The 17,191-nt window shown below is 37.4% G+C and carries 15 protein-coding genes; 9 read left to right on the forward strand and 6 right to left on the reverse strand.

Going from position 1 to position 17,191, the window contains the following annotated elements:
- Positions 1–44: 44 nt before the first annotated feature.
- Together tsaE and IGL70_RS03135 are read left to right on the forward strand one after the other, a co-directional pair.
- Positions 45–518: a tRNA (adenosine(37)-N6)-threonylcarbamoyltransferase complex ATPase subunit type 1 TsaE gene (gene tsaE, locus IGL70_RS03130; protein WP_002287066.1), complete on the forward strand. Its 474-nt coding sequence runs from the start codon at positions 45–47 to the stop codon at positions 516–518.
- A complete protein-coding gene (locus tag IGL70_RS03135) occupies positions 511–1,035 on the forward strand; it encodes a GNAT family N-acetyltransferase (protein ID WP_002287063.1) in 525 nt (174 codons plus the stop codon). Before tsaE ends, IGL70_RS03135 begins: the two co-directional genes overlap by 8 nt.
- A gap of 488 nt (positions 1,036–1,523) precedes the next feature.
- Here the strand turns inward: IGL70_RS03135 and IGL70_RS03140 are convergent, their stop codons facing one another.
- Both IGL70_RS03140 and IGL70_RS03145 read right to left on the reverse strand, forming a co-directional pair.
- Positions 1,524–2,057, reverse strand: coding sequence for a 3'-5' exonuclease (locus tag IGL70_RS03140; protein WP_002291442.1), 534 nt, complete (start codon positions 2,055–2,057; stop codon positions 1,524–1,526).
- A gap of 618 nt (positions 2,058–2,675) precedes the next feature.
- Entirely contained in the window at positions 2,676–3,428 is a 753-nt protein-coding gene (locus IGL70_RS03145) for an exodeoxyribonuclease III (protein ID WP_104873812.1), read from the reverse strand.
- Positions 3,429–3,540: 112 nt separating this feature from the next.
- On the opposite strand from IGL70_RS03145, the gene IGL70_RS03150 reads away from it, so the two are divergent.
- The 6 genes from IGL70_RS03150 (at position 3,541) to IGL70_RS03175 (ending at position 11,907) form a co-directional block, all read left to right on the forward strand.
- Complete coding sequence (locus tag IGL70_RS03150; RefSeq protein WP_104873811.1) at positions 3,541–4,461, forward strand: Gfo/Idh/MocA family protein; 921 nt, start codon at positions 3,541–3,543, stop codon at positions 4,459–4,461.
- Positions 4,462–4,533: 72 nt separating this feature from the next.
- Positions 4,534–5,469 carry a UDP-N-acetylmuramate dehydrogenase gene (gene murB / locus IGL70_RS03155; RefSeq protein WP_002291437.1) on the forward strand — a complete coding sequence of 312 codons (936 nt, stop codon included), beginning with the start codon at positions 4,534–4,536 and terminating at the stop codon, positions 5,467–5,469.
- Between the two features lie 297 nt (positions 5,470–5,766).
- Positions 5,767–7,245, forward strand: coding sequence for a helix-turn-helix domain-containing protein (locus IGL70_RS03160; protein ID WP_002317943.1), 1,479 nt, complete (start codon positions 5,767–5,769; stop codon positions 7,243–7,245).
- Positions 7,246–7,483: 238 nt separating this feature from the next.
- Positions 7,484–8,803 carry an IS1380-like element IS1678 family transposase gene (locus IGL70_RS03165; RefSeq protein ID WP_104873965.1) on the forward strand — a complete coding sequence of 440 codons (1,320 nt, stop codon included), beginning with the start codon at positions 7,484–7,486 and terminating at the stop codon, positions 8,801–8,803.
- A gap of 391 nt (positions 8,804–9,194) precedes the next feature.
- Complete coding sequence (locus tag IGL70_RS03170) at positions 9,195–11,255, forward strand: bacterial Ig-like domain-containing protein (RefSeq protein WP_104873810.1); 2,061 nt, start codon at positions 9,195–9,197, stop codon at positions 11,253–11,255.
- Between the two features lie 82 nt (positions 11,256–11,337).
- Positions 11,338–11,907 carry a GNAT family N-acetyltransferase gene (locus tag IGL70_RS03175; protein WP_002287055.1) on the forward strand — a complete coding sequence of 190 codons (570 nt, stop codon included), beginning with the start codon at positions 11,338–11,340 and terminating at the stop codon, positions 11,905–11,907.
- Between the two features lie 174 nt (positions 11,908–12,081).
- Here IGL70_RS03175 and IGL70_RS03180 read toward each other — a convergent pair whose 3' ends face one another.
- A complete protein-coding gene (locus IGL70_RS03180; protein ID WP_002287053.1) occupies positions 12,082–12,888 on the reverse strand; it encodes a hypothetical protein in 807 nt (268 codons plus the stop codon).
- Between the two features lie 137 nt (positions 12,889–13,025).
- On the opposite strand from IGL70_RS03180, the gene IGL70_RS03185 reads away from it, so the two are divergent.
- Positions 13,026–14,540: a flavocytochrome c gene (locus tag IGL70_RS03185; protein ID WP_104873809.1), complete on the forward strand. Its 1,515-nt coding sequence runs from the start codon at positions 13,026–13,028 to the stop codon at positions 14,538–14,540.
- 295 nt (positions 14,541–14,835) lie between these two features.
- Here IGL70_RS03185 and IGL70_RS03190 read toward each other — a convergent pair whose 3' ends face one another.
- The 3 genes from IGL70_RS03190 to IGL70_RS03200 form a co-directional block, all read right to left on the reverse strand.
- Positions 14,836–15,819: an NAD(P)H-quinone oxidoreductase gene (locus IGL70_RS03190; protein ID WP_002287048.1), complete on the reverse strand. Its 984-nt coding sequence runs from the start codon at positions 15,817–15,819 to the stop codon at positions 14,836–14,838.
- Positions 15,820–15,823: 4 nt separating this feature from the next.
- The gene (locus IGL70_RS03195) at positions 15,824–16,471 is read right to left on the reverse strand and encodes an NAD(P)-binding oxidoreductase (protein WP_002296930.1); all 648 of its coding nucleotides are present in this window, start codon (positions 16,469–16,471) and stop codon (positions 15,824–15,826) included.
- 84 nt (positions 16,472–16,555) lie between these two features.
- Entirely contained in the window at positions 16,556–17,188 is a 633-nt protein-coding gene (locus IGL70_RS03200) for an ECF transporter S component (RefSeq protein WP_002287046.1), read from the reverse strand.
- Positions 17,189–17,191: the final 3 nt, after the last annotated feature.

A 17,191-nucleotide genomic window follows, 5' to 3' on the forward strand; every position in this document is an offset into this window, starting at 1 on the left:
GCGATATACTGGCAAAAAGAAAGAAGAGCGGGAGAAGATGAAAAATGATCGAACTATCAGGATTAACAATGACAGAACAATTCGCAGAGGCAATTGGTCATTCCGCAATGCCAGGTGACAATCTGATATTGACTGGTGATCTAGGTGCGGGTAAAACAACGTTGACGAAAGGAATTGCCCAAGGATTAGGGATAACGCAAATGATCAAAAGTCCGACATACACGATTATTAGAGAATATAGTCAAGGTCGGATTCCGTTGTATCATATGGATATTTATCGGGTAGCAGCTAGCGGAGCAGATTTAGGGTTAGATGAATATTTTGAAGGTGATGGGCTTTCCGTTGTCGAATGGGGAAATCTATTAGAAGAAGCACTGCCGGAGGATTATTTGGAACTGATTTTAGAAAAAAGTGATACAGATTTAGAAAAACGGTATGTGAAACTAATCTCATACGGGGAGCAAAGTGAAACCTTCAAACAGCGAATTCTAGAAAAATGGGCTGAAAATCATGAGTGAAGAAGTTGGGATCATCTTGCGGGAAGCAGTGCCAGGAGATGCAAAAGACATTCTTTTGATGATGGGACAAGTCAATAAGGAGACAGAATTTTTAGTTTTGGATGAAGCAGAACTCCTGTTACCACCAGAAACCTTAGAAGAAGAGTTGGATTATATATACGAAAGCAATAATAATTTATTGCTGCTTGCAATCTATGAAGGGACGATTATTGGAACAGCATCTGTCAAGGCAGACAGTCAATTTCGTTTGTCTCACGTGGGAGAAGTCGGTATCAGTATTCTGCAGGAATATTGGGGAATGGGACTAGGCACTCTTATGCTAGAAGAAATCATCAGTTGGGCGAAGGAAATGGGTGTACTTTTTCGATTGGAGCTTGACGTTCAAGTTCGTAATGAAAGAGCCGTACACCTTTACCGAAAAATGGGCTTCCAAATCGAAGCGGTCATGCCTAGAGGGGCAAGAACAGATCTAGGCGAATTTTTAGATGTATATAAAATGAGTTATTTGATTGAATAGAAGAAATAGGAAAAGAGTGAGAAACTGTCATCCTTTTGAGAAGGCAGAAAAACACACGAAGGGACTATGACAAAATACGTGTCACAGTCCCTTTTTCTGAATAAACGGTGTTCAATCAGCTAACCTTCGGTATTAGCTCAAAAAACAGCAAAATATGAGGAACTATTTTGCCGTTTGTTTCTCTAATACTCAGATCAAAACGCTGATTTCACAACCTCTTGGTAAACGGTGTTCAAAAGCTTGCATCTGCGGTAATAAGTCCAACCAAATGAAAAATATCAGAAGCTATTTTTGTTTGGCTGTTCTTATTACTTGATGCAGAACAGCTTTTTCACAACCTCTTCCTTATACGGTGTTCTCCTGCCAGCTCCTCGGTCATCAGTCACAATATTTAATAAACATGAGGAGCTATTTTTTGAAATTGCTCCTTGTGACTCGGAGCGAAACGGCAGGCTCACGACCTCTTTGTGTGTTTCATAAGTATTCTTTTACTTTATAGTCACAAGTTTTTTCAATGGATCTGTCCCGAATTTTTTTTCTTGATAAAGCAGGATTTCCGCACATGCACGACTATCTTCCAATGCATCATGGTGATGATCTAATTGGATGTTCAAATTTTCGCACACAGTGTTCAATCGATGATTTGGAAATTCAGGAAACAAGCGACGGCTACTTTTCACTGTACATAAAGAAAGATAATTAGGCTGTTCAAGATGATAATAATCTAAGCATCCCGCTAAGACCTTTGTATCAAAAGCAGCATTATGTGCAACGACTAAACGATTTTTTTGAAAATATGGTTGGATAGTTTGCCAGACTTCTGGGAATTTCGGCGCATTGCGTACGTCTTCTTGATGGATTCCGTGAATTTGGACATTTCGCCAGAAAAAAGGAGTCTCAGGCTGTATCAATGTATAGAATTCATCAACGATCTGGCTGTTTTTTACCATGACTAGCGCAAGAGAACAAGCACTATAAGGCTGATGATTGGCAGTTTCAAAATCCATGGCAACAAAATTCATTTCTGTAAAACCTCCTTGGGAAATTACTGTAACATACTTTTGAAAAAAGCAAATAAATTTAACAAAAAACATAGAATTTTTTATGTAATATTTGTTGAAAAAAGCTAGTTTTTGAACTTATTCCTTGTGATTTGGAGTTAGATAGGGATCATGACTTCTCGGTATTAAGTCAAACTTATGCAAAGTTGTGAGGAACCATTTTCAAAAAAATTTCTTACGACTCGAAAGTAGGCGACTTTTTCGCAACCTCTCCACTAAACGGTGTTCAATCAGCTGACTCTCGGTATTAGCTCAAAAAACGGCAAAATATGAGGAACTATTTTTCCATTTGTTTCTCTAATACTCAGGTCAGAACGCTGATTTCACAACCTCTTAATAAAAGGTGTTCAAAAGCTTGCATCTGCGGCAATAAGCCTAACCAAACGAAAAATATGAAGAGCTATTTTTGTTTGGCTGTTCTTATTACTTGATGCAGGACAGCTTTTTCACAACCTCTCGATAAACGGTGTTCAAAAGCCAGTTTCTCGGTATTAAGCCAAATTTATGCAAAAATGTGGAAAGCCATTTTCACAAAATTTTTCTTAATACTCGAAACTAAACGACTTTTTCACAACCTCTTTATTTCACATCTAATTCTACTGGACAATGATCACTGCCCATAATGTCCGTATGGATCTTTGCATCAGCTAGTCTTGGCTCTAAATCTTTGCTCGTCAAAAAGTAATCGATCCGCCAACCAGCATTGTTTTTTCTTGAATTGAATCGGTAATTCCACCAAGAGTAGACACCTTCCTGGGTTGGATAAAAATAACGGAATGTATCGATAAACCCGTTATCCAACAGTCGAGAAAGAGCCGCTCTTTCTTCTGGAGTGAATCCAGCATTTTTTTGATTCGTTTTCCAGTTTTTCAAATCAATCTTTTGATGAGCGACATTTAGATCCCCACACACGATGACTGGTTTTTGTTTTTTTAGATTTTCCAAATAATTATAAAAGGCTTCTTCCCATTCTAATCGGTAATCTAAACGTTTTAATTCGCTTTGAGAATTTGGCGTGTAACAGGTTACAAGAAAGAAATCGGAATATTCCAAAGTAATCAGACGGCCTTCTGTATCATGGATATCGATACCCATTCCGTAAGTGGCATTCAATGCTGGTTTTTTAGCAAAAATCGCTGTGCCGGAATAGCCTTTTCGTTCCGCGTAATTCCAATATTGATAATAACCTGGAAGATCTAAATCAATTTGTCCTGCTTGGAGTTTCGTTTCCTGCAGACAGAAAAAATCGGCGTCTAACTCATGAAAAACTTCTAAAAAATTTTTATTTACGATGGCACGAAGCCCGTTTACGTTCCAAGAGATAAATTTCAATAAAAGCACACTCCTTCGAATTAATTTCCTTACCTTTGCGATACTATTGTACCTCATTTTAGTAAAAAATGGTGTAAGATGAAAGTAACTAAATGATCCAGGAGGAAAGTCGATGAAGATTGGTGTAATCGGTGTAGGGAATATCGCAGAAAAAGCATATTTACCAACTTATGCGAAAAAACAAGGAACACTTGATTTTTATTTTGCAACAAGAAATAAAGAAACAAAAGAAAGAATTCAAAAAGAGTACGGGTTCCAACATCTATATGAAACGATCGATGAGCTTTTAGAAGAAAAAATCGAAGCATGTATGATCCACGCAGCAACAAAAGTACATTATGAATTAGCCAAAAAATGTCTAGAAAATGGTATCCATGTTTATATTGACAAACCACTGAGTGTCCATCTAAATGAAGTTCGTGAATTGCAAGAATTAGCTGATAAGAACCAAAAAATTTTGATGATCGGTTTCAACCGGCGCTTTGCTCCTATGGTAGAAGAATTGAAACGTATCCCAGATAAGCGGTTGATCCACCTGCAAAAAAATCGAATAGCGGCAAAAGAAACGACAGAGTTCGTCCTTTATGATTTGTTTTTACATCTTATTGATACAGCTGTGTATTTATTGGATGAACCCATTTTGAGAACAAAATACCAGATAAGAGAAACAAAGGAATTTTTGGAATATGCCATTTTACAATTAGAAACACAAAATCAAACGGCTATTTTAACGATGGATTTAGTAAGTGGCGCCAATATAGAAAAATATCAAGTAACAAGTAAAAATGGTACTTATGAAGTAAACGATCTGACCCAGCTTGTCATTCAAGATGCTGATGGAAAAAAAGTGAAAGAATTTGGCGACTGGACAAACACGCTAGTCAAACGCGGGTTTGAGCCAATGGTAGAGGCCTTCTTTTCTCAGATCCGTTTAGGTAAATCGGAAACAGAAATGCTTAAACAAAAAGAAGTTGTAAGAAGTCATGAATTATGTGAGGAAGTGCTTAAAGATCACTACCGTCATCAACTTTGAACAAGACTGGCAAGATTGTATTAAGCGTGATAGAATAATGAGGACGTTTGAGAAAAGAAAGGAAAATCCTCAGTGAATAAAGAAGAAATAGTTGAAAGCTTAGCCACGATTACTTTATTGTTTGATGAACCATTGATGAACTATACGTTTACGAAAACAGGCGGACCAGCTGATGTCCTTGCATTCCCGAAAAAGCAAGACGAAGTAAAGCAAATCATCGATTATTGCCGAATCCATGATATACCTTGGATGGTATTAGGAAATGCAAGCAATCTGATCGTTCAAGATGGCGGGATTCGCGGTGTAGTCATCATGCTGACTGAAATGAAACAGATTCATGTCAAAGGAACGATGGTCATTGCGGAAGCAGGTGCCTCACTGATTGATACGACTTATGCAGCTTTGGCAGAATCATTGACTGGATTTGAATTTGCTTGCGGCATCCCGGGAAGTGTCGGTGGAGCGGTTTATATGAATGCAGGTGCGTATGGCGGAGAGATCAAAGATGTTTTTGCTGAAGTGGATCTTTTGCTTGAAGATGGAACATTGAAAACTTTGACAAAAGACGAAATGGTATTTTCTTATCGTCACAGTAAAGTCCAAGAATTACGTGCTATCGTATTGGAAGCTCGATTCAGTTTGCAAACAGGGGATTATGAAGCAATCAAAGCAAGAATGGATGAGTTGACCGAATTGCGTCAATCAAAACAGCCATTAGAATACCCTTCATGCGGAAGTGTCTTTAAGCGCCCAGTAGGACACTATACAGGTCAGCTGATCCAACAAGCAGGATTGCAAGGCCTGAAATGGGGCGGTGCACAAGTCTCTGAAAAACATGCTGGATTCATCGTCAATATCGATCATGCGACAGCGACAGATTATATTGAATTGATTGCGCACATCCAAGAAGTAATCAAAGAAAAATTTGATGTGTCTTTAGAAACAGAAGTGCGGATCATTGGAGAAAAACAAGCAATATCAGAAACAAGCAGAAGTTTAGCCAATTAATAAGTAATGGAACTTAAAATAAGTAAAAGAGCAGGACGGTGGCCGCCCTGCTCTTTTTTGTGGTTGTTTACGCAAATGGCGCAAATCTTGTACATTTTAACACAATAAAACAAAAAATATAGAATATTTCCTCATAAATTTTTCCATTTTTTGCAATATTCTCAAAAAAAAGATAAAAAATGAGAATAACTGATGAAAAAACAAGCATAATCCATCATAAAATCAGTATAGGTGAAAAGATGAACTTTCATCTGCATATCAAGTAATTGGTATGAGGCATTTTTTGAGGTGTAGGATATGAAGTTGGATTACCTTATAGAAGAGGAAGATAGAGAAAAACTGCTGCTAGCTAGATATTTAGAATTTGAGAAAAAGAATTATGTAGTGCTACCTAAGTTATATGAAACATTAGGTTTGTCTAAATTTAAAACAAGAAATTATATCATAGAATTAAATAAAGAATTTACTGAATTCAAAACAAAGCCAGAGATCCAAATTTCAGAAGAAGCAGAGATCCATGTCGAACGTCTGAATTTGACGGATATCAAAAATTTAAGAAGAATCTACTTTCAACGATCAAAAATTGCTCGACTGTTAACGGAGATCGTGGATTCAAAAGTAACGATCGAAAAATTTGCAGAGAATCATTTTTTAAGCATATCAAGAGCCTATGTAAAAAGAAGAGAATTAGTCTCTTTTCTTGAACAGCATCAAATAAAGTTAAAGAAAAACATATTAGTTGGGGAAGAAATAAACATACGGAACGTATTATTTGGGGTATATTTCGGGGTCTTTAATGGTTTTTCTATGCCATTTAGAGAAAGCGTCATGAATGAAGCAAAGAGTATCGTGCAATATTTTGAATATCTGTTCAATTTAAAACTGTCTGCAACAAAACGAATCAAATTCAATTTGCTAACCACTATTAGTTTGTTGAGGGCCTATGGGAATCAACCAATCGGAAAACGTTTCTTTTCAGATGAATACTTTAAGAGCTCAGAAGGAATGAAGATCATCAAGGATTTATCACATATTTCTTTTCTTCATATCCCTAAAGAGCAGATCATTGATGAGATTTCTTATATCATGTTGTTTTTGATCACGGAAGAAGAATTTGAATTAGATGGCGCATTTGGACTTGCGGAAGCTCATTTTCATGATATCCACATGATTAGTCAAAAAATGTCAGTGGAATTGATTGATCAATTACCATTTTCGATTGAAATCTCTGAAGAAGAAAGACTATATATACGAAAAGAACTTCGTATGGGTATGATGCATGTCAATCGAAAAAATTGGATATTCGACTTTGAGATGACTAGCTTTACGTCTAAAAAGCAGCTACAGTTTTTCTTCGAGACGTATCCAATATTCAGTACAGCAATCCAAAAGGTCATACAAGAGAATAAACGCTATTTCTTGGGAAAAGATGAACGTTTCATGATTCGCTTATTTTATGATTATCTCTTTTTATTGGTCGGTATTTGTCCGGTATCATATTTTGAAGCACCGATTCATGTCTGTATTGATTTTTCGCAAGGATCTGCTTATACCGATTACATTATTTCTCAAGTGAAAGGATTTAAAAATTACAATATTGTGATTGAGAGTCGAATCACTTCTCGTACGAATATTTATTTATCTGATTGTTTACTTGAAAAATTTAATAAAGAACAGATAATTTGGAAAAATCCACCGACTCCAGATGACTGGGAATATTTTGGAAATATCATCATCAGAGAAAAAAATAGACATTTAACTGAAAAAATCAGCTAGTATTTATGGATGGCAGCTTTGTCTCACATATTTATTAGCTGATTTATGTTTTTTTCAAAGAAAAGGTAACTAGATATAACTAGCCTGAATAATTCATACTTTTAATTAAAACCATGTGAAACTGCCTCACGGCAGCTTACAATTACTTTTTCATCTTCACCCGTTAAGTGATGAAAAAAGAACCCCTTTCTGCTATGGTTAAAGTGACTAAACCAACCAAAAGAAAGGAGTTCTTTTCATGACTAGCTTACACAAAAACCAAGTAAAATTCAATTCAAATATCACTATTTCTCATACAGGTGGTCAATTATCGAGTGATTCGGGTCTCGTCCTAGTGAAAGAGCTAATGAACATCTTTGGTTTTTCTGAACTAGCTAAGCAACACATTCACATTGAAGACGAACGAGCGTATTTTACTCATGACAACTTATCCATACTTGAGCAGTTCATTATGCAATTAATTGCTGGTTACTCAGCTGATTCTGCAGCTAATCTCCTGAGACAAGATCCTGTGTTTAAAGCTGTTTTAGATAGGAAAGAACTCGCTTCTCAATCTTCACTTTCCCGATTTTTAGATCGACTATCTGAGGAGAATATCCATGAACTTCAAGCTTTGAACCAAGAACTTATCGATAAAGCACGCCTCATCCGTAATGATACGGAGTTAATCATTGATTTAGATTCGACCCATTCAGATACATTTGGTCACCAAGAACAAACGGATTATAATACACACTACCAAACCTATGGTTACCATCCATTGGTAGCTTTTGACGGATTGACTGGTGACTTCTTAAAAGCTGAACTACGTTCAGGAAATCAATATACATCAAAAGGCGTAAAGGAGTTTTTCACACCTTTATTAGAGCACTATAATCACTCTCTACCAAACACTGACATCTTGGTTCGTGGAGACAGCGGGTTCGCTACACCTGGTGTGTATGATTCGTGTGAATCAAAAAAGAGTCATTATGTTATTCGACTGAAGAATAATCGTAGACTAGGTCAAATAGCTGAGAAATCAGTACTTTATGGCGATAATCAAAAGTGGGAAGAACGAGAAGTTCAGTACTTCTCGACCACTTATCAAGCACAATCCTGGTCACAAAGTCGTCGCGTGTGTATACGCTCAACACGTGAAGCGGGCGAACTACTCTTTCGACATGAATTTATCGTGACGAATCTATCAGAAAATGTTTCTCCTGATACCATCTTTTCTATCTATGCCAAACGTGGCACAATGGAGAACTTCATTAAAGAAGCGAAAGCTGGCTTTTACTTTGACAAAACAGACAGTCCTCGCTTTTTGGAGAATCATGTCCGAATGATGCTCAGCTTGATAGCTTACAACTTAGTCAACTTCTTAAGAACGATTGGCTTTGAAGAAGTCCAAAAGGGAATGACCATTCATTCTATTCGATTGAAGTTTCTGAAAGTTGCTGGGAAATTAGTCCAAACGGGTAGACGAGTCTATCTCAAATTATCTAGTTATCATGTGTATCAGAATGAATTCTACAGGGTCTTTGCTCGCCTGAGGCGAGCCAGTCAATGGATCTAATCCAACAATCTAACGATTTTTTTACTGGGAAGTTATCCAGGGAGAAGTATGCTCAAAATGCCTTACACCCAAAATTTATTCCTCAATATTTTTGAACAGTGAATGTTTGAAGTAACTTTTTAGTCAAAATCAGTTGATAGGGATATTAGTGATACATATTTCAATAAAATGTGCCAAAGAATTAAAGCTATGAATTATTCAGGACTAGATATATTACTTAACAAAATTAAAAATTACATAAGTTATTATTCCGATTTTCTTGAAACAATAAAAAATCAAAAAAAATACTCTCCTAATAGTCCATCTTCTTTTGATTTTATTTATATAATGAAATCATCTTATGAAAATTACTACTTCATGTTTAGACAAGAGTAGGGAGGACTAAGAATAAATGTGTTCAAAAAGACGTTCAAAACAACTAAATAAACACGCTTGTCGTTTAGATAAGGAACGGTCGTGTTCTGAAAAACACTACGTTAAGTTTATGATGCGCACGATGCTGATCAGTTTATCTGTAGGTGTCTATATGCATGTACCCGTTCAGGCAACGGCACAAACCATCAAGGTCGTACGTACCTCTGTTTCTGAGACCACTGATTCCCCTATCACTATTACTCATACTTTCACTGATGCAAATGGAAAACAGCTACTTCCTGCATTGACTTCCTATAATAAAGTCAGTTATCCTCCAACGATAAACCACTACTGGTTAATTCCTAACAAAACATTATGGACATCGGAAACCGGAAGCAGTGTGCCGCTTTCTATCTTTTCCGATATGACTGATCCTACAAAAGGTGATCAGTTAAAACAGATCACTGATATTTTGAATCATGCTTTGACAGATATAAAGAACGGTGGAAGCGCACAAGTTTCTTATGTATATGAAAAAGATTATTCACAGTTTGAAGGAAAGAAAATCGATGTTCTGGCAGGGACAAAAGTTTCGATATCTGATCTGGTAGAAAGGCTGAAGAACGCAGATGGAACACAAGGAGATATGTCCAAAGTAATTTCAAACAATGGGAATATCGTGGATACGACTAATACAGGAACATCTACTATTTCCTTGTCCTATTTTGATCCAATTGCTTTAAAAACAATGACTGCATCTGCTGTGATCCATGTTCGTGCTGATCAAACAGCTATCAAAGGAAAAGATCTTCACTTAAGAACAGGAGAGAGTTACGCCCCTAAAGATCTTGTTGAATATGTAACAAAAAGCGATGGAACTTCAGGAAATAAAGAAGAAATCAAAATGAACGGGACAGTAGATACTACAACTCCGGGAGAATATCCCGTTGTATTAACTTATATAGACTCGAAAACATCAAATGTGGCAGAAACAACAGCTGTAGTTTATGTAGAAGCATCTGCTGCTTCATCGACTGTCATCACTCATTTTATAGATAGTCAAACAAATAAAGAACTTCAAGCAGAAACACATATGAGTAGTGTAAATCGTATTCCTGATTTGCGCCTACCTGCTGAATTTTCTGATCGAGTGCCAAATATAGATTTATCGACTTATGAACAAGACGGAAAAGTCACTTCTATTTCTGATTGGATGCAAGCAAACGGATTAGACAGAAAAAGTCACTGGTCGGAGATCCTTGAAGTACTTCACTCAGAACTGATGAATAACAGGAAGCAATCAGGAGGGGAAATTACCTTTACTTATATTTATATACCAGACAATCGTTCATTAGAAGGCCATGATCTTATTGTTCATCCAAACGAAAAAATAAACAAAGAAGAGTTGATCCAATCAGCAACAAATTCCTTAGATAAACCCGTACCGTTAAAGGATGTATCGGTTACAATCAATGAAGTACCATTGGAGGATGGTTATTTGACCAAACAAACAGGTGATTTTACGATTATGTATAGTTATCATGACCCGTATTCACTCCAAGAACTCCATGCTCAGTCGCTTTTACACGTTTTACCATTAAAAAAACAGATAAGACAAAAAGAACAAAAAAAACAAGAAGAAAACTTGTCAGAAAAAAAACAACAAATGGCTCATGCAGTTTCTCCAACAGGGGAAGCAAAGCAAACAAGAAATTTACAGCCAGCAAGAATATCTAGAAAAATCTCAGAATCTAATAAAACGATAAGGCAAGAAGCTCATTTGGCCCCACAAGTTTCTGGATTGGAAAATGAAATTTTAGAGCCTAAAATAAAACAACAATCAGAAAAAGAATTTGTTGCTAAACAGTCGGCAGATCAGAATGAATCAGATGACCAGAAGGAAACGAAGAAAAAACGCTTGTCAACTATTGATTCCACCGATGAGCATCTGCAGCCGCAAGTACCACTTCCTAGTCCGGGAACACCCGCACCTGGTGGAGGTATTCCTTCTTCTGCTTTAGGAGATTTCATGCGAGGTATGGCAGGAACATGGGTATACGCTAATCGAAATGAATTTGGCGCAGATGACTGGTTCTGATTTATATCTCTATCTGCTATAGTCAAATAAGTAGCTGAGTCATATGTTATTTGGCATAATGGAGACGAGGAGGGATAGAAAAATGTTAGATAAAACGTTACCTTACGCAGAAATCTGGATGACAAGACCACTTCAACAAAATGTTCCAATCACGCCTTTAGCGGAAGGTTTTGAATTTCGATTTTATCAAAAAGAAGATGAATCTGCTTGGGCGGAGATTGAGACTTCCGTTGGGGAATTTCAAACGACAGATGAAGCACTTGAGTATTTTCAACAAAACTTTGCTCCTTATCCTGAAGAACTTGAAAGAAGGATGTTTTTTGTAGAGACAAAAAAAGGAGAAAAAGTAGCAACCTGTACCGCTTGGCGAAAAAAATCAAGAGAGCAAGTGTATCCGGTTTTTCATTGGTTAGCAGTGAAACCAGATTACCAAGGAAAAGGGCTCGCAAAAGCATTGACTGCCAGAGTCTTGCAAGAATTTCCTACCCTCCATACGGACGGACCAATCTATCTTCACACACAGACATGGAGCCATCAGGCGATTGCTCTTTATAAAAAAATGGGTTTTACTTTTATTGCTGAAAATCTAGACGGCACACCTAATCCAGATTATGAAAAAGTTATGCAGGTTTTAAGTAAATTAGATAAATAACGAAATGGTGAAATAAGTCCTCAGTATTGGGATAAAAAACGAAATAGTCATTCCTCATATCTTACTTTTTTGAGTTAATACTATCGGATAACTAATGGCATGCCATACATTCAAAAAAGAAGGGGCAGTGACAAAAGTATTGTCACTGCCCCTTCTCTTGTTTTTTAGCATGTTTTATCGTTTGATTTTTTTAGGAATAAAATTCTTGATGAACGTAAATTTTTGGTAATCGTTTCGACTATAGAGGTAACCAAATACACTGAAAACAACTGCTCCAATAAAATTAACAAATAAATCTTTCATAGTATCCATGATTCCCACGTCTAAGTAACCATTTTGGATGATTGTTTTATCTGTTTTACCATCTGCATTTTGACTTTCAATGATTGTCCGAGTGATATCTGGAACATGATAGACAGTGTTTCCGTCTTTACTTAACTCCACACTATTGATTTGCTGGATGATCGTATCTTTTTGCATATCGAATTGCAGTAATTTATCTGCTGAAAATTCCACAAACTCCCACATAACACCAACTGTCATCGAAAAACAGAAGGAAACAACTGCTAGTAATAAAGGAGTCAAGTTCATGGTTTTTGTATTTTTATTGAGCAAATAAACAAGGGAAAAGCCGACACCCCCAGCTAAAAATCCGCTGAATGCATGTAGAAAAGTATCCCACATTGAAAAATAGCCATAAAAATCACTTAACTCTCCTAAAACTGTTGAACTAAAAATAAAAGATAACAAAATGATTTCTAGCATATTTGGAATCTGTATCTTTAATATCTTTTCCAGAAAATAAGGGATTTCAAATAAAATTAGTGTCAGTAATAAAAGCATTGTATTTCCCCAGTGTTGGTTCCAGACCTGATCCACTAGCATAATAACGACGATGATACGTAATAAAATATAGATTCCGTTTGTGATTCTGCCAGCAGTTTTTGTACTGTTCGTAAAAAAGGTTTTCAAATGATTCATAAAATAACTCCTTCATGTATATCCTTAATTATACTAAGAAGCGTGTGTTTACCAAAGCTATATGACTTAAAGAAAAACAGAGTTGATATTGTGAAAAAAATCACTTAATATAGTATAAGGAGAAAAGGGGGATACAAATGAAAAAATTAGTTGCTGGTTTATTAACAGCCGTTGCACTTCTTGCTATGAGCGCATGCGGCGCAGATCAGAAAAATACAGCGCAGACAAGTTCTAGTACGAAGGAATCTGCCGAAGTATCATCAGGCGCTTCTGAACAAGTATATACAGATCCAAAAGAAATGAAAGAATCTTATGATGTCGTGATTATTGGAGCTGGTGGTGCAGGGATGGCAGCAGCTATCGAAGCAAAAGATGCTGGGTTGAATCCAGTAATTTTGGAAAAGATGCCTGTTGCCGGAGGAAACACATCTAAATCATCAAGCGGTATGAATGCTTCAGAAACAAAATTTCAAAAAGAAGAAGGAATCAAAGACTCGAATGATGCCTTCTATGAAGAAACGCTAAAAGGTGGTGGAGGAACGAATGATAAAGAAATGCTTCGATACTTTGTCGATCACTCTGCTGATGCGGTCGATTGGCTAGATCAAAACGGTATCAAACTGGACAACTTAACGATCACTGGAGGGATGAGTGAAAAGAGGACACATCGTCCGTCTGATGGCTCGGCTATTGGTGGATACTTAGTGGAGGGGTTATTGAATAACGTCCATGAGCGGAAAATCCCGATTTTTGTCAACGCAGATGTGACAGACCTTAAGAAAAATGGGGAAACGGTCAATGAAGTGACTGTACATGTTCAAGGAGAAGACCCAAAAGAGGTCACCGGAAAAGCAATCGTAGTTACCACAGGCGGTTTTGGTGCCAGCAAAGAATTTATTGAAAAATATCGTCCCGATTTAGCTGATTATATTACGACAAATCAAGAAGGATCAACTGGAGATGGTATCACCATGATTGAAAAATTAGGTGGACAAACCGTTGATATGGATAAAATACAAATTCATCCAACTGTGCAGCAGGATGAGGGGGTCTTGATTGGTGAGGTTGTTCGCGGAGAAGGAGCAATCTTGGTCGATCAAGAGGGGAAAAGATTTGTCAATGAAATGGATACAAGGGATAAAGTATCTGCAGCAATTACAGCATTGCCTGAAAAATCAGCTTATTTGATTTTTGACCAAGGCGTGCGTGATCGTGCCACAGCTATTGAATTTTATGACCAAAAAGGATATGTCACAACTGGAAAGACAATGGAAGAATTAGCAGAAAAAATCGATTTACCAAAAGAAACACTAGCAAAAACAGTTGATGGATGGAATACGGATGTTGCGGAGAAAAAAGATGCTCAATTCAACCGTGCCACAGCCATGGAACATGACTTATCGTCTCCGAATTATTATGCGATCAAAATCGCACCAGGAATCCATTACACGATGGGCGGTGTGAAAATCAATACGAACACTGAAGTATTAGATAAAGAAAACCAGCCAATTAGGGGGTTATATGCTGCTGGTGAAGTCACAGGTGGCTTACATGGAAACAACCGGATCGGTGGAAATTCAGTTGCGGAGATCATTATTTTTGGGCGACAAGCGGGCATACAAGCAGCTCGATTTGCTTCGGAAAATGAATGAAATAGAACGTAAATAAAAAGAGGTTGTGAAATCAGCGTTTTGACCTGAGTATTAGAGAAACAAACGGCAAAATAGTTCCTCATATTTTGCCGTTTATACGTGTTTAGAGCGTGGGACAAAAGTAAAGAACACTTTTGTCTCACGCTCTAAACACGTATAAACGGCGGAAGCAGAAGCAACTCCTTCGGAAATAAGCTGAAATTCACAAAAATTTGAAAAGCAATTTTCGTGAATTTCTTCTTATTTCTTGGAGTTAAACGCTTCTGTCCCAGCCTCTTTTTTGATCAGCATGATTTTATTCAGTTATCTTCAAAATGATTTTTCCGATGTTTTTGTTTGCTTCCATATATTCATGCGCTTGTTTGACTGCGCTGAATTGGAATGTACGGTCAATGATTGGCCGAATCTTGCCATTTTCTAGAAAAGGCCCAGCTTTTTGCATAAAAGTTTGTGCGAGCTCTGCTTTATACTGATCACTTCTAGGTGTCAATAATGTACCAAGCAGTTGGACACGTTTCCCAATCAATACACCAAGGTCTATCTCAGGCACGATGGTCCCACCTAGCATACCAATCAAGACCCAACGTCCATCAACGGCTATAGAAGCTAAATTCTTTTCCCAGTAAGAAGCGCCGATGAAATCCAAAATAACATCGACTCCCCGACCTTCAGTGATTTTTCGTACCTCTTCTTGAAAGTCTTGTTTTTTATAGTTGATCAATTCATCTGCACCAAGTTCTTTACAAAAGGCGAGTTTTTCTTCTGATCCTGCAGTAACGATGATTTTCGCGTGAGAAAGCTGTCTAGCTAATTGGATCGCTGCTGTTCCCACACCACTTGCTCCTGCATGGATCAAGACAGTTTCGCCTTCTTGTAATTTTCCAAGCCAGTAAAGTGTTTGATAAGCAGTCAAAAAAACTTCTGAGATTCCAGCAGCAGAAACATAGTCTAGCGTATCAGGGAGAAGGATTGCACGATCGGCAGGCATCACAGCATATTCGGCATAACCACCTAGATTGACTAATCCGTATACTTTTGTCCCAGGAGTAAAAGTGGAGATATCACTTTTATTCTCAACTACCTCTCCAGCTACTTCGACTCCCAAAATAGGGTAGGGAGGTTTCAAAGAGACTGATTCTCTTTTCATAATATCTGTTCGATTGACAGCTGCTGTATGGACTTTGATCAGTAATTCGCCTTGTTTTGGTTTAGGAACAGGCACTTCAATTTGTTCTAATACATCTACAGAACCAGGATGCTTGATTGAAATGGCACGCATGGATCTATTCCTCCTTTGCCCATTCTTGGAATGCAGTATTCAACTCTTTGCTACCTTCAGAAAGTACTAGAGTCGTACGAGAAATATCCGTTTCTTCCACTAGAGCGGCAAGTACAGCGGCAACTGTAGAGCGAGTGATCGTTTTTGATGCCTTCTCATTAGGCTTAGTTAATTGAATGGAAGTAACTTCTTCATCGTTAGTCAATGTGACTGGTTGAAGAATGACAAAATCTAAGTTAGTTCGTTTCAGCCATTCATCTGCATAATGTTTAGTAATATAATAATCTGTCATGGACTCAGGCCATTTTGCTGGTTCATCTGCATAAACAGCACTGACCATCAGATAGCGAGAGACATGCGCATTTTCAGCTGCGATCACTGTTTTGATTGCGCCATCCAAGTCTACTTGCAGAAGATTCTTTCCTTGAGAGCCGGCAGCAAAAATCAATACATCGATGCCTTTGAATGCTTCGGTCATTTTTTCCACGGACCAAGTTAAATCAAAAGAGACATACGAAACATTCTCTTTTTTTACTAATGTTTGGGAAGCAACATCTCTCACCCCTGCAAAAATTTCATGGGAACTTGGAGCTAAATCTTTTATCAGGTGTCGGCCAATTTGTCCGTTTGCACCTACAACAAAAATTTTCATTTGGATCATCCTTTCGACGTCAAATCTTTCCATTCAATAGTAACACCAAAAGAGAAAAAAATCAGAGATCGGCTACGATGACTATCAGTTAGTAAGAGAAGGGTGCTTGAAGTATCTTAACAAGACATTGCATACTGCTGCAGTCGCAAGACCTGCGACGATTCCTTCAGGTATACCACTTGTAAAAATAACCGCTAGAATAGCTGAATAAACAGCATTTAAATTTGTTCCGATGACTTTGGCATAATCTTGTTGGAATAAAAAGTAGATCATATTCATCACTAAAATCGTATTGGTCAATGAACCGGAAAGTCCAGCTAAGAATAAAGAAACGGAATCTGCTTTTTGTTTCATTAGTTTGCGCAGACCTTTATAAACGAAATAAGGAACCACCCCAATCAAGATGCGAGGAATAAACGCGATCAGCAAGGCTTTCCAGCTTCCATGTTCTGTTCCGATGACTGGGATAAACGGAGAAAAGACAAAAGACAAAGGTGTTTGGATAACTGTGCTACGGATCATGCTGATCAGTCCAAATGTACCGCCAAGAAAAGCACCTAGTCTTGGTCCTAAAACGATCGAAGCAATGATTACAGGAATATGCATGGTTGTTGCATTGATTGGACCGATAGGGATAAAACCTAAAGGCGTAACAGCTAATAAAATCAAAATAGCTAAAAACATCGCAGTTAATGTAAAGTTTTTTGTATTTTTCATAAG

It is taken from the genome of Enterococcus sp. DIV0901a, from assembly GCF_051711525.1.
In the GTDB taxonomy this organism is placed as follows: domain Bacteria; phylum Bacillota; class Bacilli; order Lactobacillales; family Enterococcaceae; genus Enterococcus_B; species Enterococcus_B faecium.

Bases quoted from the DNA above. Each gene is read 5' to 3' on its own strand.
- IGL70_RS03195 (WP_002296930.1), bottom strand. From the start codon at position 16,471: ATGAAAATTTTTGTTGTAGGTGCAAACGGACAAATTGGCCGACACCTG.
- IGL70_RS03180 (WP_002287053.1), bottom strand. From the start codon at position 12,888: ATGAATCATTTGAAAACCTTTTTTACGAACAGTACAAAAACTGCTGGC.
- IGL70_RS03170 (WP_104873810.1), top strand. From the start codon at position 9,195: ATGTGTTCAAAAAGACGTTCAAAACAACTAAATAAACACGCTTGTCGT.
- IGL70_RS03140 (WP_002291442.1), bottom strand. From the start codon at position 2,057: ATGAATTTTGTTGCCATGGATTTTGAAACTGCCAATCATCAGCCTTAT.
- IGL70_RS03190 (WP_002287048.1), bottom strand. From the start codon at position 15,819: ATGCGTGCCATTTCAATCAAGCATCCTGGTTCTGTAGATGTATTAGAA.
- IGL70_RS03200 (WP_002287046.1), bottom strand. From the start codon at position 17,188: ATGAAAAATACAAAAAACTTTACATTAACTGCGATGTTTTTAGCTATT.
- IGL70_RS03135 (WP_002287063.1), top strand. From the start codon at position 511: ATGAGTGAAGAAGTTGGGATCATCTTGCGGGAAGCAGTGCCAGGAGAT.
- IGL70_RS03150 (WP_104873811.1), top strand. From the start codon at position 3,541: ATGAAGATTGGTGTAATCGGTGTAGGGAATATCGCAGAAAAAGCATAT.
- tsaE (WP_002287066.1), top strand. From the start codon at position 45: ATGATCGAACTATCAGGATTAACAATGACAGAACAATTCGCAGAGGCA.
- IGL70_RS03160 (WP_002317943.1), top strand. From the start codon at position 5,767: ATGAAGTTGGATTACCTTATAGAAGAGGAAGATAGAGAAAAACTGCTG.
- IGL70_RS03175 (WP_002287055.1), top strand. From the start codon at position 11,338: ATGTTAGATAAAACGTTACCTTACGCAGAAATCTGGATGACAAGACCA.
- IGL70_RS03185 (WP_104873809.1), top strand. From the start codon at position 13,026: ATGAAAAAATTAGTTGCTGGTTTATTAACAGCCGTTGCACTTCTTGCT.
- IGL70_RS03165 (WP_104873965.1), top strand. From the start codon at position 7,484: ATGACTAGCTTACACAAAAACCAAGTAAAATTCAATTCAAATATCACT.